This window comes from Kitasatospora sp. cg17-2, assembly GCF_054031055.1.
In genome coordinates this window covers 8550379-8567850 of the sequence record NZ_CM132923.1, presented here as the reverse complement: position 1 = coordinate 8567850, position 17472 = coordinate 8550379, and the positions used below count along the sequence as shown (strand labels likewise).

Here is a 17472-nt window from a genome sequence, read left to right as displayed (position 1 = left end):
GCTCGTTCGGTGATGCTCGTTCGGTGCCGCCCACCTGGTGGCACCCACCCGCCGGGCCGCCGGACACGGCCGACGGATCGAGGGCGGGCGCGGTGCCGGACTTCCGGCGCCGCGCCCGTCCGGCGTCCTCAGACCCTGGTCACGTCACGGGTCCCCGTGCCCGGCCGGACGACGTAGATCCCGGACCCGGGCAGCGTCTCCCGGGAGTCCGCCCGCAGCTGGTCGACACTGACGGCGGCGGGCCACCGGGTGCGCAGCTCGGACCAGCGGACGCCCGCGAGGTCGACCCCGGCCAGGTCGACCGAGGTGAGGTCGGCGGTGGTGAAGTCGTCCAGGACCTCGGCCAGGAACTCCAGGTCCAGGGTCTCCGGTTCGCCGAGTTCGAGCAGCTCGCCGACCTGCTCGACCAGCACCCGGGACAGGTACTCCACCTCCCGGACCGCCCGGGTGAGGTCCCCGCCGATCACCGCGTACATGAACACCTCGCAGGCGCGCAGGAATTCGGCGATCGCCGGGTGGTCCGCCGTCCGCACCCGCGCGTCGATCGTGGTCACCATCTCCCGTACCAGGAGCTGTCCCACCCGGCGGGCCCGGTCGATCTCCGGGTAGTGGGGTTCGAGCAGCGCCACGATCTCGTGGGCGCGGTCCCGCAGGTCCCAGGCGAGGGCGGCCCGCCGGTCGAGCTCCTGGGCGATGCCCCGGGCGACGCCCTGGGCGGCGAACGCCGCCCGCTTCAGCGGCATCCCGTGGTAGCGGCCGAATCCCAGGCCGTAGGTGAGGTCCTGGGCCAGCACCACGGTGCGGATCAGCAGGTCCGCGAGGATGGCCGAGGTGACCAGCGGGTGCCCGCGCAACACCAGGCGCTGTTCGGGGCCGATCAGTTCGAACCGCTGGTGCATCAGGCCGACGTCGTAGAGGGGGGCGGCGGCCTCCTCGAACTCCGTCCTGGCCGTGCCCCGGGACAGTACGGACACCAGCCCGGCCTCGAGGTCGAGCACGGTGTCCAGGCCCTCCGCCAGTTCCTTGTGACGGGCGCACAGCATCACCTCGCGCAGCCCGGCCTCCACGTCCAGATGGGCGTCGAGCCCGTGCAGGAAGGATTTCCGCAGCGCCGCCATCCGGTCCGAGACATCACGGGTGCGGCGCTCGGGAGAACCGCGCTCGGCCATCATTCCCCCTCTCGATCGGTCATTCTGCTGGAGACGGCCAGTCGCGCTTTGAACAGGCTGGCGCGGACCGCGGCGGGCCGCATGCCCAGCTCGGCGGCGATCTCCGTCGGCGTGTAGCCGTCCAGCGTCCACGCCAGGACCTGGCGCTGACGGGCGGGCAGGCCGCCCAGCAGCCGCAGGATCTCCTGCTCGCCCTCCCACTCGGCGGCGTGCCCGGGCGCCGGCAGCAACGAGGTCGGTTCGAGCGCGAGTTCCTCGATGCTGTCCTCGACCTGGCTGAAGGCGCGCACGAGTTCACGGGACGCGACTCTCCGGCACCACGCCTCCGGCGACTGGATCCGGTCCCAGCGCTCGTACGCCTTCACCATGGTGTCCTGGGCCAGGTCCGCGGCCAGCGCGGCCGGGGCCCCCTGCCACATCAGGAACGCCACCAGCCGGCGGAGGCAGGTGCGGTAGAAGTACGCGAACTCGCCGTGCCGGGCTCCGGTCCCGCTGCCGTCGGCGGGGGCCGGAAGGTGGCCGAGGGACGCCGCCGACGCGGCCTCCCCCTCCGGGCCGGTCTCACTCATGCGCGCCGCGACCCCGCTCCTCGTACGGCTCCGGCGGTGGTGCTTCGTCCTCGGCCCGGCGCGCCCGGAGCGTGAGGACGACCACGACCGGGGGCGGCTGGGGCCGGTCCCGTCGACGCGGCCGTAACTGCCCCACCAGCGTGACCAGGGCGCCCAGCAACCCCAGCACACCTGCCACCACCGAGCCCGTCACGGGATCCACCTGCGCTCCTGTCGTCGTCACCAACTCTGTTGCAACCAGGAGTCCCGGGAGAGCCGTCGCGTTAACCCGTGGGCGGATTCGGGGGATTCTGTTACACAACGACCGACCGCGCGCGAGGACCCCCGGGCCGCCGCCTCACTGCGGCCCGGGGGTCCTCGCGCGGTGTCACCGCGTCATGTAGACGCTGTCCATGAAGTCGACGATCTGCTGGTCCGTCAGCCGCTGTCCCTCGCGGTGGCCCGTCGCGAGGTCGGCCTCGCTGATCATGCCGACCAGCCGGTCGCCGTCGATGACCGGGATGCGGCGGATCTGGTGCTGCTCCATCTTCTGGAGCACCGCGTCCATGCTGTCGTCCGCGTGCACGCAGTGCAGGTGGCCGGCCAGCTCCATGGCCTTCATCGACGCCGGGTCCCGCCCCTCGGCGATGCACCGGACGATGATGTCGCGATCGGTGATGATGCCCTTCAGCTTCTGGTCCGCGCCGCAGATCGGGAGGGCGCCGACGTTCATGTCGCGCATCATCCGGGCGGCGTCGGCGAGGCTCTGGTCGGCGGCGACGCACTGGGCGCCGGCGTGCATGATGTCTCGGGCAGTAGTCACGGGCTCCTCCTCAGGGTCTCCCCCGAGCACCGGGTGTTCCGGTGCGCCCACCCTACGCACGGGTGCCGGGGGTCCGCGAGCGCATCCGGGGCGGCCGTCGCCGAGCGTGGCCGGGAGGCCGCGGCCGGGGCTGCCGGGAGGACGTCGCCGGGGCCTGCCCGGGGAGGGCGTCGGGCCTGCCGAAGAGGCCGTCACGAGACGTGACTGTCACCCGGCGGGACGATACTGGGGGCGTGACGGAGGAGTTCACCGGGGCGCCCGGCGCGGTACGGGTGCCGGACCGGACAGCGGTGACGACCGCCCCCGACCTGGTCGACGAGGCGGTCCGGGCCCGGCCCGCGACCGCGCTGCGCCCCTATGTGGCCTGGTACTCGGGCTACCGCCAACGGGGGGTACCGCCCGCCCTGCACCGGGGCCTGCCGTCCCCGTACCTGACCTTCATCGTCACCCTCGACGAACCGCTCACGATGGCGGGCCACCCCGACCCGGCGCAGCCCCCGGGCCGGTTCGCCACCCTGCTCGGCGGGCTGCACACCGCACCGGCGCTGATCAGCCACGACGGCCGGCAGTCCGGCATCCAGGTCGCCGTCCACCCGCTGGCGGCACGGGCGCTGTTCGGGCTGCCGGCCGGGGAGCTGGCCGAGCTGGACGTACCGGCGGAGGCGGTGCTCGGCGCGGTGGCCGAGCGGCTCCAGGAGGCCGTGCGGGCGGCGCGGACCTGGCCGGAGCGGTTCGCGGCGCTGGACGGCGCGTTGCTGCGGCTCGCCCACCCGTCCGGCCGGGTGCCGCCCGAGGTGCTGCGGGCCTGGGACGCGCTCCGGCGCAGCGGCGGGGCGCTGCCGGTGTCCGCGCTCGCGGAGGAGACCGGCTGGAGCGGGCGCCACCTGCAGGACCGGTTCCGGCGGGAGACCGGGCTCACGCCGAAGGCCGCCGCCCGGGTGATCCGGTTCGACCGCGCCCGGCGGCTGCTGGCCGCGCCCGGTCCGGCGCCCCGGCTGGCGGAGCTGGCGGTGCGCTGCGGGTACTTCGACCAGGCCCATCTGGCGCGCGAGTTCCGCACGCTCGCGGGGTGCGCGCCGACGGTCTGGCTCGCCGAGGAGGGCCCGGACGAGGCGAAGTTCCGAAACGTCCAAGGCGGGGCGGCCGGGCCCGGGCCAGAGTGGGAGGCATGACGGCGGACCTGCCCCCACCCGGGCCGGTCGCCCCGAACCGAGGAGGTACCGGCCATGAACACCGACGGCGCGAGTGACGGTGGCACCGGCGGCGGGGCGGCGCCCGCCCCGCAGGTCTGGCCCAGTCTGCGGGCCCGTGACGCCCGGGCGCTGATCCGCTTCCTGGTGGAGGCGTTCGGCTTCGAGGAGGTCGTCGCCTACGGCGAGGGCGAGTTCGTGGCCCACGCCGAGCTGGCGTGGCCGGAGGGCGGCGGGATCATGCTGGGCTCCGACCGGCCGACCCCCGAGGGCGGCGAGCCCTGGCCGGGCGGCCCCGGGACCTTCTCCTGCTATGTGGTGACGGCGGACCCGGACGCCCTGCACGCGCGGGCGGCCGCCGCCGGGGCGCGGATCACCATGGCGCTGTACGACACCGACTACGGCTCGCGGGACTTCGCCGCCGCCGACCCCGAGGGCAACCACTGGTACTTCGGCAGCTACCCGGGTGCGCCGCGCCCCTCGGCGGGCTGAGCGGTGCGGACCGGCGAGCCGTCGGGCCCGGTCCCAGGGCCGGGCCCGACCGAGGACCGGGCGGCGGTGGAGCGTCTGCGGGCCGTCTGCCTGGCCCTGCCGGAGGTGGACGAGCGGGTCAGCCACGGCGAGCCGACCTGGTTCGCCGGCACCGGCCGCCGGGCGCGGGTGTTCGTGATGCTCGCCGAGCACCACCACGACGACCGCCTGGCGTTCTGGTGCCCGGCGGCGGCCGGCGCGCAGGAGTTCCTGGTCGCGGAGGAGCCCGAGCTCTTCTTCCGCCCGCCCTACGTCGGCCACCGGGGCTGGGTCGGCGTCCGCCTCGACCTGCCGCCGGTGGACTGGGAGCGGGTCGAGGACCTGGTCGCGGACGCGCACGCCCTGGTGACCGGCGGGGGGCAGCGGCCCTGAGCTGTGCCCGTCCCACCCTCTTGATGCAATTTTTAGGTCACCTGACCTATTTTTGGGTATGACCACTTCGGAGAACACCAGCGCCCCCGCCGTCGACGGCCCCGACCGCCTCTCGCTCGACCCCCTGGGACCGGTCCTGCTGGTCGGCGGCTACGGGACGGTCGGCACCGAACTCGCCCGCCTGGTCGCGGCCGAGCGCCCCGTCCTGCTCACCGGCCGCTCCGAGCAGCGGGGCGCGGCCCTCGTCCGCGAACTCGGCGGCGCCCCGCACGCCGCCGTCCGCCGCTGGGACCTCGCCGACCCCGCCCCCTTCGGCGCGGCGGTGAGCGCCGTCGTCGGCGTCGTCAACGACCCCGACGACCGGGTGCTCCGCGCGGCGGCCCGCGCCGGCGTCCCGTACGTGGACGTCACCCGCTGGACCGTCCGGCTCCAGCGGGCCGCCACCGTCGCGGCGCTGCTGCGCCCCACCGCGCCGGTGCTGCTCTCCTCGGCCTGGATGGGCGGCGTGGTCGGACTCGTCGCGGCCGCGCTGGCCGAACGCCTCGGCGGGGCGGACCGGGTCGAGACCGCGATCCGCTGGGACCTCGCCGACCGGGCCGGCGCGGACTCGGTGGAGTTCATGGACCGGCTGGGGCTGGACTACGAGGTGATCGGCGACGGCCGACGCCGCACCGTCGCCCCGCTGACCGGGGCCCGCACCGTCCGGATCGGCGACCGCCCCACCCGGGTCGCCCGGATCGACACGCCCGAGCAGTTCACCCTGCCGCTCACCCTCGGCACCACCACCGCCACCACCCGGATCGGCTTCAGCTCCGACCTCAGCACCCGGGCCCTGCTGGCCGCCAAGCACACCGGCTTCTTCCGCTGGGGCCGGGGCGAGCGCTGGCAGTCCGCCCGCCGCGCCCTGCTGTACTCCCCGGGCGCGGGCGGCACCGCGCTGCTGCGCGTCGACGTCGAGCACGCCGGCCGCACCCTCACCGCGGTCGTCGAGGACCGGTCCGGCCAGGCCCACCTCACCGCCGTCGGCGGCCTGCTCGCCCTCCGCCGCGCCCTCGGCTCGGACGGCGCGGCGGCGGCCCCGGCCGGCGTCTCCTTCCCCGAACAGACCCCCCGGCCGGACCGGGTGGTGGCCGACCTCGCCGCCCTGGGGGTCGCGGTCGACATCGGCGCCGCTCCCGGCTTGGATGCTGCTGCATGAGCACCGCACCCGACCCCGCTCCGACCGCCCCGTCCGCCGCCCCCGCACGAGCGCGGGGGCGGAAGGGCGCCGAACGGCGGGAGGCCCTGCTGGACGCCGCCGAGGAGGTCCTGGTCGCCGAGGGCGGGCCGGAGTGGACGATGCGGGCCGTGGCCGCGGCGGCTGGCGTACGGCTCGGCCACCTCCAGTACTACTTCCCCACCCACGCGGAGCTGGTGGCCGCCGTACTGGAGCGAGTACTGCGGCGGTCGGCCGAACGGCTGGCACCCCTGCTCGCCGCCGACGACGACAGCCCCGGGGCCGCCTCCGGAGTGGTCACCACGCTGCTGGCCGAGCAGGAGGACGCCCGCCTGATGCGGCTGTTCGTCGAGGTGTGGGCCCTGGCCGCCCGGGACACCACCGTGGCGGCGGCCGTCCACGGGTTCTACGGCGACTACCGGACCCAGGTGACCGCCTTCCTCGCCCGCCGCCACCCCGACCTCCCGGAGGAGGAACGCCGCGCCCGCGCCGGGGTGTTCATCATGCTGGTCGAGGGCGCCTCCCTGTTCCGCTCCGGAGTGGCCGGCGAACGCGACCCCGCCACCGACGAGGCACTGGTCCGCACCGCGCTGGCCCTGCTCGGACCCTGATCCACCTCGTGCCGGCGGGCGGGCGCGTGGGCGTGAACCGGGACGCGCCGCTCGGAGCCCGCCGACGGACCGGGACGGCACGGCGGGCGTGCTCCCGCCGGCCGCCGTCCCGGTACCGGTACCCCGCCCGGGTGTCAGGCCAGGTCGGTGAGGAGTTGGAGGTCCGGCGGGCCGGCCAGCAGGGTGGCGCCGGCGGCGAAGGCCTCGGCCATGTGCGGTGCGGCGAGGTGGGCGTCGAAGTCCGCCCGGCTCGCCCACTGTTCGACGACCACCCAGGACGCGGGGTCCAGCGGGTCCTGGTAGGGGCGGTAGAACAGGCAGCCCGGCTCGGCGAGCGTCGGCGCGACCAGTGACAGCGCCTGGGCCCTTACCAGCTCCTCCTGCCCCGGTGCGGCCTTCAGTCTGGCGACAGCGGTGATCGGTCCACTCATGACATCCCCCTGGATTCGGTGATCGTTTGCGATCACTGGTGGCCAACCGGACCGGGGCACCACCTATTCCGGCCGTCCGAGCGGCGGACGGGCCCCGCCGGGACGGCTCGCGCCGCGCGCCCGGCGCGGGCAGACTGGCCGCGACGGGCCCGGTGGGCCCGGGCCCGCGCGCAGCCCCGGAGGCGGCGATGCCGCAGATGACGGTCGACGGGCGCACCCTCGCGCTCTCGCACCTGGACAAGGTCTACTACCCCCGGACCGGCACCCCCAAGGGCGAGGTCCTGCGCTACTACGCCGCCGTCCACACCGCCCTGCTGCCGCATCTGCGCGACCGTCCGGTGTCCTTCCTGCGCTGCCCTGACGGCGTGGCGGCCGAGGTGTTCGTGGCGAAGAACCCGCCGCCCGGCACGCCCGGCTGGGTGCGCACGGTGGAGGTGCCGAGCAACAGCGGCGAACTGCGCCAGGTGGTGCTGGAGGACGGTGCCGGGCTGCTCTCGGTGGTCAACCTGGGCTGTCTGGAGCTGCACGTGCCGCAGTGGCACGCCGCCGCGCCCGGGCTGGCCGACCGGCTGGTGCTGGACCTCGATCCGGGCGCGGGGGCGGACGTCCTCACCTGTCGCACCGTGGCCGGGCTGCTGCGCGAGCGGCTCGCGGCGGACGGCCTGGAGCCCTGGGTGAAGACCTCCGGCGGCAAGGGCCTCCATCTGCTGGTGCCGCTGGAGCCCACGCCGAGCGCCCGGGTGTCCGCCTACGCGAAGGAGCTGGCGGCCGAGCTGGAGGCGGCCCGCCCGGAGCTGGTCGTGCACACCATGGCGAAGGCCCGCCGCACCGGCCGGGTGCTGGTCGACTGGTCCCAGAACTCGGCGAAGAAGACCACGGCCGCCCCGTACACGGTGCGGGCGCGGGAGCGGCCGACGGTGTCGGCGCCGCTGTCCTGGGCGGAGCTGGACGCGGCCGGTTCGGCGGCGGAGCTGGTGTTCACGATCGCCGAGGTGCCGGAGCGGCTGGCGGCCCACGGGGATCCGCTCGGGCCGCTGCTCGACCCGGCGCGGGCCCGGCCGCTGCCCTCGGCCGCGCCGCACCGCGCCCGGCGTCCGAGCAGCACCGGGGCCGAGAGTCCCGGCGGCCGCGACCCGGTGGTCCTGACGCCTCCGGTGGAGGTGATGCGCCCGACCGCCGTGACCGCCGTGCCGCCGGCGGACGGCCTCGGCGGCGCCGGGGTGCTCTACGAACTGAAGCTGGACGGCTTCCGCTGCGTGGCCTTCGCCCGCGGTCCGGACCGCCCGCCGTTCCTCCAGTCCCGTTCCGGACGGGACCTCGCCGCCGAGTTCCCGCCGATCGCGGCGGCCGTCGCCCGGCTGCCGGCCGGGCTGGTGCTGGACGCGGAGCTGGTCGCCTGGCGCGGTGGCCGGTTCGCCTTCGAGGAACTGCTGCGGACCAGGCGGGACGGGGCCGCCGCGGACGTGGCGCTGGGGCTGGTCGCCTTCGACCTGCTCGCCCTGCCAGGCCGGGACGTCCGCGCCCTGCCCTTGGCCGACCGGCGGCGGCTGCTGCTGGCCGCGCTGGCCGAGGTGCCGCCGCCGGTCCAGCCGGTCCTGGCGACCACCGACCGGGCCGAGGCGCTGACCTGGATGGAGCAGCTCGCCGACACCGGGGTGGAGGGGCTGGTCTGCAAGGCCGCCGGTTCGGCGTACCGGCCGCGCGGGGCGGGCCGGGTCTGGGTGAAGTACCGGCGCGGCGACACCGTGGACGCCACCGTCCGCGCCGTGACCGGACCGCCCGCCCGGCCCCGGGCGGTGGTCCTGGAGCTGGACGACGGCCGGGTGCTGCTCTCCTCCCCGCCGCTGTCGCCGCTCCAGTCCCGGCAGGTGGCGGAGCTGGCGGCCGGACGGCTCGGCACGCCCGTCCACGATCCGCAGTACGGCGACGTCCGGCCGCTGACCGTGCCGCTGCGGGCCGAGGTGACCGTCACCGGCCGCCCGCCGACGGCGCGCTTCGTCCGCCTGCGCGGGGACTGAGCGGGCGGCGACCAGGCGCGGGCGCCGTCGGTCCGGCTCCGCCTACGCCTCCCCCGCCGCGTGGCGGGACGGGACCGGCTCGTGGGCGACGGGCCACGGCGGGTGCGGGCCCCCGGCCGGCCGGGCGTGCGCGAACTCCGTCACCAGGGCCTCGGTGAAGGCCGGCAGGTCGCCGGGTCGACGGCCGGAGACCAGCACCCCGGGGCCGTCCCGGCAGACGTGGACCGGTTCGTCGGCCCAGTAGGCGCCGGCGTTCACCAGGTCGGTGCGGATGCTCGGCCAGGAGGTGAGGGTGCGGCCGCGCACCGCGTCGGCCTCGATCAGCGTCCACGCGCCGTGGCCGGTCACCGCGACCGGCCGGCCGGCGGCGGCCAGTTGATGGACCAGGGCCACGGCCGCGCGGTCCAGGCGCAGGCAGTCGGGGTTGGCGACTCCCCCGGGCAGTACCAGGGCGTCGTAGGCACCCGGGTGGGCCACGCCGACCACGTCGTCGACCGGGAAGGCGTCCGCCCGGTCGAGGTGCCGGTACGTGTGGACGCGTCCTGGGCGGGTGGACAACAGGCGCGGCGTGCCGCCCGCCTCCGCCACGGCCTGCCAGGGGACGGTCAGTTCCACCTGCTCGGCGCCCTCGGGGGCGACCAGGAAGGCGATCGTCCGGCCGGTGAGGACGGTCAGCGGCATGGGGGCCACCCCGTCCACCGCCCGTTCACCGGCACGGCTCGCACCGGCACGGCTCGCAGCGGCACGGCTCGCACCGGCTCAGCTCCCGGGGCGCGCACCGGACCGGCTCGCGCGGTCGGCGGCGGCGGCCGGACCGCCCCCGGTCAGTTCGACGGCGGCCGGCGGCGGGGCGAGGCGGATCCGGGCGCGCGGGCAGTCCAGGTGCACGACCAGCTCCAGGTGGTCGACACGGGCGACCGTCCCGATCGGGACCGGGACCGGGGCGCCCGGCACCCACGGCCGGGTGTCCACCAGCAGGTGGTCACCGGCGTCCTGCTCGACCCGGCCGAGCGGGCCGTCCGTCGCCTCGACGTCGTAGCCGACCAGGGTGAGGTCGGCGGCATGGTGGGAGCCCGGACGGTACTCCCTCAGGTCGGTGGTCATCACGCCTCCGGGTGGTCCCACGGGCGGCGTTCGCGGCGGCCCCGCTCGTCGCCCGGCTCGTCGCCCCGACCGTCGCCCCGGTCGCGGTACGAGCCCCAGCTCCGGTGCTCACCGGGCCACGGCCCCCGGCCCCAGCGGTCACCCCGGTCCGGCGAGCCGTCCGCCGGATCGACGCGGTGCCGCCGGTGGCGGCGCAGCACGACCGACAGCCCGGCCGCGATCATGACGCTGCCGACCCACACGGCGGCCGTGGCGATCGCCACGACAGCCGTCGGCTTGCGCACCGCGATGCTGAGGCAGAGCGCCGCCATCACCAGCGCCGTCATCAGCACACCGGTCGGCAATCGGCGGCCGAGGCCGCGCAGCGCGGTCCGGACGCGGTGCGGCCGTTCGGCTCCCATCGTGCTCAACCGCCGGTCGAGGCGGGTGTCCTGGCTCAGATCGCACTCGATCTCGGCGAGGAGCCGCCGCTCCCGTCCGCTCAAAGCGGGTCCGTCCATCTCGGTCACCTCCGGCACGTCCGGTGACGACGACATCCAGTCCGGGCGACTGCCCGGTGGGGGTGCGCTAACCGCTCCAGCCCGCGAGGGCGACGGAGGCGGCCGGGCGACGGTCGCCGAACGCCCGCGGACGGGCGAGCAGGCTGTCGTCCAGCACACACAACAGGGCCGCGGCGTCGGGGTGCACCTCGGCGGCACCGGCCGCCCGCACCTCCGCGGCCGTGGCGCCGGGGCCGGGGCCGAGCACCGCGACACAGGGCACTCCGGCCAGCCGCGCGACCCGGACCTCGGGCGCGCTCGCGGCGACGAACACGGCGTGCGACGGCGTGCCGTCGACCAGGTCGAGGGCGACCCGGACCGGGTCGAGGCCCGGATCGGTCACGGTGAGTGCCGGGGTCCCGTTCGGGCCGGGGGCGGTCAGGACCACCGTCCAGCCCCGTGCCGCGCACTCGCGCAGCAGGGCGGCGGAACCGCGTGACGTCGCACGCCAACCGGCCCCGAAGAGTGCCGCCGAAACGACCGTCATGGCCCACCGTTCCCGTTCCGCACCACGCACCGGCGCGCCCTTCCAGGTTAGGCCCGCACCCCCGGGTCCGCCCGGCGTCCCCGGTCACTCCTGGTGACGACTCGCAGCTGTCCGGAATCCGCTCGGCCCCGACCCCGGGCATCAGCGCTCGGCACCGGCGCCCGGCCGTGCCACGATCGGGCCATGATCACCCGGCTCACGGCCCGCACCACCGCACCGGACGAGGACGACCCACGGAACGGTGGCCTCCGACGACGCGCCCCAGCGCGGACCGGACCCCGGGGGCGTGCGGCTCATCAGCTCACGCCCCCAAGCTCGGGTCGCGGCAACCCTCGCAACCAGCGGCGGACGGTGACCGCACCGACGCGGAGCGCATCCGTTCCATTGACAGCCCGCCGGACCCGCCCCGATCCTCGCCGGTACGGCCCGGCCACCGAGCGGGGCCGCTCGACGACCGGGGGTGGTCAGCGATGACGGACCAGTGGGCAGCGCGACGCATGCCACCGGCGGTCAGATGGGCGGTCGCGGGCGTGTGGGTGCACGCCGCGCTCAGCGGATTCGCGGGCCTCGTGCTGCTCGCCGCCCTCGGCCGCAACCAGGCCGGGGAGGTCGCGCCGGTGCGGTTCATCGCGATGGCCTCCGTCCTGGTGGGCCTGCTGCTCGGCACCTGCGCCGGCCTCGCCTCCCGCCGCGCGGGCTGGACCAGGACCACGGTGGTCGTCATCGAGGCCCTCTCGGTGGCGACCGCCGCCCTCCTCCTCCTGACCGGCTCCCTCGCCGCCCTCACCGGCATCGCCCTCGGCGGCTTCGTCCTCCGCGCCTTCCTCTCCCCCGCCGGGCGCGCCTGGTTCGACGGCCCGTAGTGGCCTGCCAGGTGGAGTCGTCGGTTCAGGGTGCGGGGGTGGGAGCGTCCGACGGGGGAAGCAGGCAGGGCGTGATGACCCGCAGGTACATGCGGTCCCCGGTGCCCGCGGTGGACGCGGTCACGGAGTACCGGCTGCTGGGGTGGAAGGCGTCGACGAGGGCGTCCGGCTTGCCGTCCACGTCCTCGCGATAGCCCTTCTGGGTCAGGCCCTCGCTTATCAGCATGTCGCGGATCTTCCGGACCGCTTCCGGGTGCCGGGCGCGCGGCACGGAGCTCCTGACGCTGTACATCAGAATGTACCGGTCGTCGGAGGCGGTCTCGCCGTTCTTCCCCGTGCACGGGGTGAAGAGTGCGTCGACGGTCGCCGGGTCGGGCTCGATCCCGCCGGTCCGCGCCATGTGCTCGGTGATCTGCTGGGCCCAGGCCTGGGCGTCGGTCTTGGACTTCACGGGTAGTGGTTCATTCCTGTCGGATTGGGCTGCCGAGCATCCGCCGAGCACGGCGAGCAGGAGCGCAGTGGCGATGATCCGCCCGGAGGTACGGGACACGCTGGCAGTCATGGTGCTCCTGAATCGGCTGCTGGGGGTCAGTGCGGGACGGTGGGGGCGAGCGTCGGCGCGCGGCCCGCGATGATCCGTCCCTGGTTGTCGAGGGTGGTACTCGCCCCGTGGGGACCCATGTCCCAGTAGCCGCCGTGTCCACTGGTGTCGACTTCGATGTGCTGGGCGCCGAAGACCCCGTACTGGGGACCCTCGCCGAAGACGGTGCCGGTGAACGTCTGGATGAAGTCGTTCTTGGCCGTACCGACCCACACGTGCTTCGGGTCGATGTTGAGCTCCGATGCTCGGTCCACTCCCATGCCGGGGCTGCCCAGCGCGATGATGTCGTCGGCGTTGGCCCCTCCGTCCCGTGCGGCCGCGCCGACGACGTAGGTCCCGTAGCTGTGCCCCATCAGGGTCAGGTGCGAGCACACACCGTTGTCACCCTCGGCCACCCGCAGCCCCTTGGTGAAGTTGCGCAGGAGCGGTGCCCCGGCATCGCCGCGGTCGGTCTCGGCGACGCTGCCGTTCAGCCAGTTCGGTGTCTCGTAGCCCAGCCACGAGACGACGGCCACGCTGTCGCCGTCGGCCTCGTCCTCGGCGGCCTTCTGCAGACGCCGGACGTGGTCCATCTGTCCCGGCACTCCGGTGAGTACGGTCCCGGTGCCCGGCACGAAGATCGCCGTGTGCTGGGCCTTGTCGGGGTTCCCCGTCGAGACGATGGCCCGGCCGTTGTTCACGTCGGGATCGATACCCAGGAGGAACATCTGATGCTTCTCGGGGTTCCCGTCGGACGCCGTCAGCTTCCTCCTGATCTCCTCCATAGCGTTGATCCGCGACTTGTACTCGTCCTCGTCGATGCCGAAGTCGCCGGGCTTGCCGGTGCGGTAGGCGTCCAACTTCTCGTCGAGCACCAGGCGGTTGGCCTCGTCCCGGACGGTCGCGGGCAACCCGTCCAACTTGCCGACCCGATCGGGGTGCAGGGCCAGATACGCGTCCTGCTGCTCGGGAGTGAGTCCCTTCCACCACGCCGCGGACTGCTCCGGATCCTTGCCGTCCGGAATGTAGGGATCGACCAGTCCGAGGTCCTGCATCGCGGCCGCCGCCGCGTTCTTCGCCCCCGCGAGCGCACCGTTGACCTTGGCCGGGTCGAGGGAACCCGAGCTGAGCCGCCCCAGGGCGGTATTGCCCTGATCACTCGCGGTCTGCGCCTCCTTCAACGCGGCGTCGATCCGGCCCTGGAAGCCCTTCATGTCCCGTCCGAGCTGCTGACGCGCGTTCTGCGCGTCCGGATCGTTGTGCTCGCCCGCGCCTTCGGGCGGGAGGCTCACGACCCCGTCGGCGGACACGTTCAGGCCCGCGTCCACCGCACGGTTCACGGCATTGAGGAGGTTGGTCCGCGCCTGGTACATCCGGTCGGCGACGGTGTTGAGCACCAGGGCGGCGGTGCTCGCTTCCATCTTGACGATGTTCAGCTGCTGCTCCGTCTTCCCCATGAACGGAACCGCGGCCTTGGCGTCGTCGCCCTCCCAGTTGCCTGCCAGCGGCCCGGCGACCTGGCTGCGGTGCCGCTGGCCGGCGCTCTCCACCGCGTGCCCCAGTGCCGTCCAGGTCTTCGCCGCGTCGTGCAGCCCGTGCGGATCGAACCGCAGCAGAAGCTGGTAGAGGCTCACCTGGCCCCCTGCGGAGCGGCAGCCAAGCCACCGGCGATCGCCCGCTCGGTGCCCTCGTGAGCGGCGGCGTTGGCGTCGAGGTTGGCCGCGGTGTCCGCGAAACGCTGACGCAGATCGGCGAGCGGCTTCGACCAGCCGGTCCCCAGCTGCCCCAGCCCGCCGGCTATCGACCAGCCGGTGAGCTGGCCCGCGACGGTCTCGCTCGTGGTCACGGCGTTCTGGACCGGCGCCTTCAGCTCCTCCCCCAGCCCCCTGGCGACACCCCCGGACGCTCGCAGGTCCGCCGGTCGGACCACGACCTTCCCATTGACATTGTCAGCCACGCGGTTTCCCCTCCCCCAGGACGAACGCCCGGCCTCGGCTCCCCCTAGAGCGCCAGGCAGGCGGTGTACGCAGCACACGCGTACAGATGTTCAGATGATACGAGTAGCACCCGACATGCACGTGCGGCGACCTGGTGAGAAACCACTCAACAGCGACGAGCAGACGACGCCCAGCGGCACGCGGTGCGGGCCGTGGGCGTCGGCGTTCCTGGGGAGTCAGAGGGCAGCCGGACCCCCGGCTGCCCTCCCGGGGTGGGGTCAGCCCCGGCTGCTCGGGGCGAGGCGGCCGAGGAGGTGGAGGAGGCGGTCGAGGGCGTCCCGGGAGTTGGGCTCGGTCAGGTTGACCATCAGCCGGAAGGCGGCGCGCAGGAGCACGGGGTTGCCGAGGCCGGCGGCGCCCGCGGCGCCGACCAGGCGGGGGCGGCTCAGGGCGGCGGCGGCGAGGCGGCCGAGGGCGAAGTAGCCGTCGTAGGCGGCGCGGAGGGTCTGCGGATAGGCGCGCAGGGCGAGGTCGCGGCCCCGGTCGGTGCGGCGGGCGAGCGCCTGGACGACGGTCTCGGCGGCGTAGCGGCCGGACTCCATCGCGTAGGCGATGCCCTCACCGGTGGCCGGGCTGACCGTGCCGCCCGCGTCGCCGATCAGCAACAGGCCGTCGGCGTAGTGGGGTTGGCGGTTGAGGCCCATCGGGAGGGCGGAGCCGCGGATGGGTTCGGTGACGGCCTCGGGGTGGTAGCCGTAGTCGGCGGGGAGGTTCTCGCACCAGCGGCGGAGCAGGTGCTTCCAGTCCACCTCGCCGGACACCGCGCCGGTGTCGACGACGCCCAGGCCGACGTTGGCGGTGCCGTCGCCCATGCCGAACACCCAGCCGTAGCCGGGCAGGAGGCGGCGGTCCCGGTCGGACGGGTCGCGCAGGTCCAGCCAGGCTTCCAGGTAGCGGTCCTCGTGGCGCGGGGTGGTGAAGTAGGTGCGGTAGGCGACGCCCATCGCCCGGTCGGTCCGGCGGTAGCGCTTCATCGCCAGCGAGAGCCGGGTGGAGTTGCCGTCGGCGGCCACGACCAGCGGCGCGTGGTAGGCGACGGGGCGGCGCTCCTCGCCGAGCCGGGCGGTGACGCCGGTGATCCGGCCGGTCCGCCCGTCGAGCAACGGGCCGTCCACGTTGGCCCGTTCGACCAGTCGGGCGCCGGCCGCGGCGGCGCGGCGGGCGAGCAGTTCGTCGAAGTCCGCGCGGCGGCGGACCAGTCCGAATCCCGGGAAGGCGGAGAGTTCCGGCCAGTCGAGTTCCAGCCGGTGTCCGCCCGCGACGATCCGCAGTCCCCGGTTGTGCAGCCAGCCGGCGGACTCCGAGACGTCGATACCGAGATCGATCAACTGCCGTACCGCGCGCGGGGTGAGACCGTCGCCGCAGACCTTCTCCCGGGGGAAGGCGGACTTCTCCAGCAGGAGGACGTCCAGGCCGGTCCGGGCGAGGTGGTAGGCGGCGGTGGAGCCGGCGGGGCCCGCGCCGACCACGATCACGTCGGCGGTGTCGGCGGACGGGTGGGCCGGGTCGGACGGGTGGGCCGGGCGGGTGGACGGCTGCTGTGCTGGGCCGGGCATGCGACGCTCCCACGGGTGTCGGTCCTGCGGCGGACTCGGCTGGTTCGGCGGACATCCGACGATAGGGAGCCCGACGGCCGCGCCGCACCCGACACGCGGGCATCCGGCGGCCCGCCCGGGCGTTCCGGGCCGCTCCGGGCGGATCCGGCGCCCGGCCCCATCGCTCCGGAATGTCCGGATCATGACGGTGCACCGGTCGGACGATCATCACGGACGAACGAAGGGCCGGCGACCTCATCAGGTCGCCGGCCCGTTCGACCGTCCCGCTCAGCTCCGCAGGGGAGGCGGGCGGCGGCTCAGGGGACGATCGCGAGCTCCACGTAGGCCGCCAGGATCGCCAGGTGCACCGCGCCCTGGAGCGGGGTCGCCCGGCGCGGGATGACCGTCAGAGTGCCGACCACGAGAGTGAGCGTCAGGAGCACCAGATGCGCGGGGTCCAGGCCGAGGACCAGCGGACCGGAGAGCCAGTGCGAGGCGATCGCCACGGCGGGGATGGTGAGGCCGATGCTCGCGAGGGCGGAGCCGAGCGCCAGGTTGAGGCTGGTCTGCACCCGGTTGCGCCTGGCGGCGCGCAGGGCCGCGATGGTCTCCGGCAGCAGGACCAGCAGGGCGATCACCACACCGACGACCGAGGACGGCAGCCCCGCCGACTCGACCGCCGACTCGATGGTCGGCGACACGCCCTTGGCCAGGCCCACCACCGAGATCAGCGCCACACCGAGCAGCACCAGGCTGAACACCATGGCGCGCCTGGTCGGCGGGTCGGCGTGGTCCTCCTCGTCCAGCACCTTGCCGTCGGAGGTGACCGGCAGGAAGTAGTCCCGGTGACGGAACGTCAGAGTGGCCACGAACATCAGGTACAGCACGAGCGAGGCGGCTGCCGCGAAGGCCAGCTGGGCGGGGTTGAACTGGGGGCCGGGCGAGCTGGTGGTGAAGGTCGGCAGGACCAGGCTCAGCGTGGCGAGGGTCCCGATGGTGGCCAGCGCCGCGCCCGTCCCCTCGGCGTTGAAGACCGCCACCCGGTGCTTGATGGCCGCCGCCAGGATGGACACGCCGACGATGCCGTTGCAGGTGATCATCACCGCCGCGAACACGGTGTCCCGGGCGAGCGTCGCCGACTTGTCCCCGCCGTCCGCCATCAGGGTCACGATCAGCGCGACCTCGATCACCGTCACCGCGACCGCGAGCACCAGGGAACCGAACGGCTCCCCCACCCGGTGGGCCACCACCTCCGCGTGGTGCACGGCGGCGAGCACGGCGCCCGCGAGGAAGCAGGACACCACCCCCACCACCCAGCCGGGGAGGTCGCGGTGCCAGGTCAGGACGAGGACGAGGAGGGCCAGCAGCGGGACGACGGTGGTCCACTGCGTGACGAGCGGTCGGAGCTTGGTGAACATGCCGCCGAGCATCCCATCCGGAAGCCCGGGTTCCGTGGCG

At 74.8% G+C, this 17472-nt stretch carries 20 protein-coding genes and 1 pseudogene; 8 read left to right on the top strand and 13 right to left on the bottom strand.

The window, feature by feature from the left end; genetic code table 11:
• Positions 1 to 128 precede the first annotated feature (128 nt).
• From ACW14Y_RS36000 to ACW14Y_RS35990, 3 genes are all read right to left on the bottom strand, one after another.
• Positions 129 to 1172, bottom strand: coding sequence for a hypothetical protein (locus ACW14Y_RS36000; protein ID WP_456984846.1), 1044 nt, complete (start codon positions 1170 to 1172; stop codon positions 129 to 131).
• Positions 1169 to 1738 (bottom strand): RNA polymerase sigma factor, encoded by a 570-nt coding sequence (locus ACW14Y_RS35995; protein ID WP_328953252.1) that lies wholly within the window; start codon positions 1736 to 1738, stop codon positions 1169 to 1171. Before ACW14Y_RS35995 ends, ACW14Y_RS36000 begins: the two co-directional genes overlap by 4 nt.
• Before the next feature lie 367 nt (positions 1739 to 2105).
• On the bottom strand, positions 2106 to 2540 hold the full coding sequence (locus ACW14Y_RS35990; protein ID WP_380391701.1) for a CBS domain-containing protein: 435 nt from the start codon (positions 2538 to 2540) through the stop codon (positions 2106 to 2108).
• Positions 2541 to 2773: 233 nt separating this feature from the next.
• On the opposite strand from ACW14Y_RS35990, the gene ACW14Y_RS35985 reads away from it, so the two are divergent.
• From ACW14Y_RS35985 to ACW14Y_RS35965, 5 genes are all read left to right on the top strand, one after another.
• Positions 2774 to 3712, top strand: coding sequence for a helix-turn-helix domain-containing protein (locus ACW14Y_RS35985; protein ID WP_380307024.1), 939 nt, complete (start codon positions 2774 to 2776; stop codon positions 3710 to 3712).
• 54 nt (positions 3713 to 3766) lie between these two features.
• Positions 3767 to 4222: a VOC family protein gene (locus tag ACW14Y_RS35980; protein WP_456984845.1), complete on the top strand. Its 456-nt coding sequence runs from the start codon at positions 3767 to 3769 to the stop codon at positions 4220 to 4222.
• 66 nt (positions 4223 to 4288) lie between these two features.
• Entirely contained in the window at positions 4289 to 4633 is a 345-nt protein-coding gene (locus ACW14Y_RS35975) for an MmcQ/YjbR family DNA-binding protein (RefSeq protein WP_456984844.1), read from the top strand.
• A gap of 58 nt (positions 4634 to 4691) precedes the next feature.
• Positions 4692 to 5831, top strand: a complete 1140-nt coding sequence (locus ACW14Y_RS35970) for a saccharopine dehydrogenase family protein (RefSeq protein WP_380307018.1) — start codon at positions 4692 to 4694, stop codon at positions 5829 to 5831.
• Positions 5828 to 6460 carry a TetR/AcrR family transcriptional regulator gene (locus tag ACW14Y_RS35965; RefSeq protein WP_456984843.1) on the top strand — a complete coding sequence of 211 codons (633 nt, stop codon included), beginning with the start codon at positions 5828 to 5830 and terminating at the stop codon, positions 6458 to 6460. The genes ACW14Y_RS35970 and ACW14Y_RS35965 overlap by 4 nt, the downstream gene beginning before the upstream one ends.
• Positions 6461 to 6594: 134 nt before the next feature.
• Here ACW14Y_RS35965 and ACW14Y_RS35960 read toward each other — a convergent pair whose 3' ends face one another.
• Positions 6595 to 6891, bottom strand: coding sequence for a putative quinol monooxygenase (locus tag ACW14Y_RS35960; protein ID WP_045941811.1), 297 nt, complete (start codon positions 6889 to 6891; stop codon positions 6595 to 6597).
• A gap of 188 nt (positions 6892 to 7079) precedes the next feature.
• On the opposite strand from ACW14Y_RS35960, the pseudogene ligD reads away from it, so the two are divergent.
• Together ligD and ACW14Y_RS35950 are read left to right on the top strand one after the other, a co-directional pair.
• Positions 7080 to 7961, top strand: a pseudogene (gene ligD / locus ACW14Y_RS35955) (non-homologous end-joining DNA ligase); the annotation flags it as partial.
• A gap of 93 nt (positions 7962 to 8054) precedes the next feature.
• Entirely contained in the window at positions 8055 to 8909 is an 855-nt protein-coding gene (locus tag ACW14Y_RS35950; protein ID WP_456988343.1) for an ATP-dependent DNA ligase, read from the top strand.
• A 42-nt stretch (positions 8910 to 8951) separates the two neighbouring features.
• Here ACW14Y_RS35950 and ACW14Y_RS35945 read toward each other — a convergent pair whose 3' ends face one another.
• The 4 genes from ACW14Y_RS35945 to ACW14Y_RS35930 all read right to left on the bottom strand — a co-directional run bounded on the left by ACW14Y_RS35945 (position 8952) and on the right by ACW14Y_RS35930 (position 11039).
• Positions 8952 to 9590 (bottom strand): DJ-1/PfpI family protein, encoded by a 639-nt coding sequence (locus tag ACW14Y_RS35945; RefSeq protein ID WP_402722656.1) that lies wholly within the window; start codon positions 9588 to 9590, stop codon positions 8952 to 8954.
• 78 nt (positions 9591 to 9668) lie between these two features.
• On the bottom strand, positions 9669 to 10013 hold the full coding sequence (locus tag ACW14Y_RS35940; protein ID WP_380391687.1) for a PRC-barrel domain containing protein: 345 nt from the start codon (positions 10011 to 10013) through the stop codon (positions 9669 to 9671).
• The gene (locus ACW14Y_RS35935) at positions 10013 to 10513 is read right to left on the bottom strand and encodes a hypothetical protein (RefSeq protein WP_456984842.1); all 501 of its coding nucleotides are present in this window, start codon (positions 10511 to 10513) and stop codon (positions 10013 to 10015) included. Before ACW14Y_RS35935 ends, ACW14Y_RS35940 begins: the two co-directional genes overlap by 1 nt.
• Positions 10514 to 10580: 67 nt before the next feature.
• Complete coding sequence (locus ACW14Y_RS35930; RefSeq protein WP_456984841.1) at positions 10581 to 11039, bottom strand: hypothetical protein; 459 nt, start codon at positions 11037 to 11039, stop codon at positions 10581 to 10583.
• A 470-nt stretch (positions 11040 to 11509) separates the two neighbouring features.
• Here ACW14Y_RS35930 and ACW14Y_RS35925 point away from each other — a divergent pair, with 470 nt between their 5' ends.
• Positions 11510 to 11902, top strand: coding sequence for a hypothetical protein (locus tag ACW14Y_RS35925; RefSeq protein WP_380307002.1), 393 nt, complete (start codon positions 11510 to 11512; stop codon positions 11900 to 11902).
• A gap of 25 nt (positions 11903 to 11927) precedes the next feature.
• Here the strand turns inward: ACW14Y_RS35925 and ACW14Y_RS35920 are convergent, their stop codons facing one another.
• The 5 genes from ACW14Y_RS35920 to ACW14Y_RS35900 all read right to left on the bottom strand — a co-directional run bounded on the left by ACW14Y_RS35920 (position 11928) and on the right by ACW14Y_RS35900 (position 17432).
• The gene (locus ACW14Y_RS35920) at positions 11928 to 12353 is read right to left on the bottom strand and encodes a hypothetical protein (protein ID WP_456984840.1); all 426 of its coding nucleotides are present in this window, start codon (positions 12351 to 12353) and stop codon (positions 11928 to 11930) included.
• Between the two features lie 137 nt (positions 12354 to 12490).
• Positions 12491 to 14116 carry an alpha/beta hydrolase gene (locus ACW14Y_RS35915; protein ID WP_456984839.1) on the bottom strand — a complete coding sequence of 542 codons (1626 nt, stop codon included), beginning with the start codon at positions 14114 to 14116 and terminating at the stop codon, positions 12491 to 12493.
• The gene (locus tag ACW14Y_RS35910) at positions 14113 to 14439 is read right to left on the bottom strand and encodes a hypothetical protein (protein WP_402722661.1); all 327 of its coding nucleotides are present in this window, start codon (positions 14437 to 14439) and stop codon (positions 14113 to 14115) included. The genes ACW14Y_RS35915 and ACW14Y_RS35910 overlap by 4 nt, the downstream gene beginning before the upstream one ends.
• A gap of 258 nt (positions 14440 to 14697) precedes the next feature.
• On the bottom strand, positions 14698 to 16035 hold the full coding sequence (locus ACW14Y_RS35905; RefSeq protein WP_456984838.1) for a geranylgeranyl reductase family protein: 1338 nt from the start codon (positions 16033 to 16035) through the stop codon (positions 14698 to 14700).
• A gap of 296 nt (positions 16036 to 16331) precedes the next feature.
• A complete protein-coding gene (locus tag ACW14Y_RS35900) occupies positions 16332 to 17432 on the bottom strand; it encodes a calcium:proton antiporter (protein WP_380306992.1) in 1101 nt (366 codons plus the stop codon).
• Positions 17433 to 17472: the final 40 nt, after the last annotated feature.

Bases quoted from the DNA above. Each gene is read 5' to 3' on its own strand.
- ACW14Y_RS35950 (WP_456988343.1), top strand. From the start codon at position 8,055: ATGCGCCCGACCGCCGTGACCGCCGTGCCGCCGGCGGACGGCCTCGGC.
- ACW14Y_RS35940 (WP_380391687.1), bottom strand. From the start codon at position 10,013: ATGACCACCGACCTGAGGGAGTACCGTCCGGGCTCCCACCATGCCGCC.
- ACW14Y_RS35980 (WP_456984845.1), top strand. From the start codon at position 3,767: ATGAACACCGACGGCGCGAGTGACGGTGGCACCGGCGGCGGGGCGGCG.
- ACW14Y_RS35925 (WP_380307002.1), top strand. From the start codon at position 11,510: ATGACGGACCAGTGGGCAGCGCGACGCATGCCACCGGCGGTCAGATGG.
- ACW14Y_RS35960 (WP_045941811.1), bottom strand. From the start codon at position 6,891: ATGAGTGGACCGATCACCGCTGTCGCCAGACTGAAGGCCGCACCGGGG.
- ACW14Y_RS35965 (WP_456984843.1), top strand. From the start codon at position 5,828: ATGAGCACCGCACCCGACCCCGCTCCGACCGCCCCGTCCGCCGCCCCC.
- ACW14Y_RS36000 (WP_456984846.1), bottom strand. From the start codon at position 1,172: ATGATGGCCGAGCGCGGTTCTCCCGAGCGCCGCACCCGTGATGTCTCG.
- ACW14Y_RS35930 (WP_456984841.1), bottom strand. From the start codon at position 11,039: ATGACGGTCGTTTCGGCGGCACTCTTCGGGGCCGGTTGGCGTGCGACG.
- ACW14Y_RS35970 (WP_380307018.1), top strand. From the start codon at position 4,692: ATGACCACTTCGGAGAACACCAGCGCCCCCGCCGTCGACGGCCCCGAC.
- ACW14Y_RS35935 (WP_456984842.1), bottom strand. From the start codon at position 10,513: ATGGACGGACCCGCTTTGAGCGGACGGGAGCGGCGGCTCCTCGCCGAG.
- ACW14Y_RS35905 (WP_456984838.1), bottom strand. From the start codon at position 16,035: ATGCCCGGCCCAGCACAGCAGCCGTCCACCCGCCCGGCCCACCCGTCC.
- ACW14Y_RS35900 (WP_380306992.1), bottom strand. From the start codon at position 17,432: ATGTTCACCAAGCTCCGACCGCTCGTCACGCAGTGGACCACCGTCGTC.
- ACW14Y_RS35945 (WP_402722656.1), bottom strand. From the start codon at position 9,590: ATGCCGCTGACCGTCCTCACCGGCCGGACGATCGCCTTCCTGGTCGCC.
- ACW14Y_RS35995 (WP_328953252.1), bottom strand. From the start codon at position 1,738: ATGAGTGAGACCGGCCCGGAGGGGGAGGCCGCGTCGGCGGCGTCCCTC.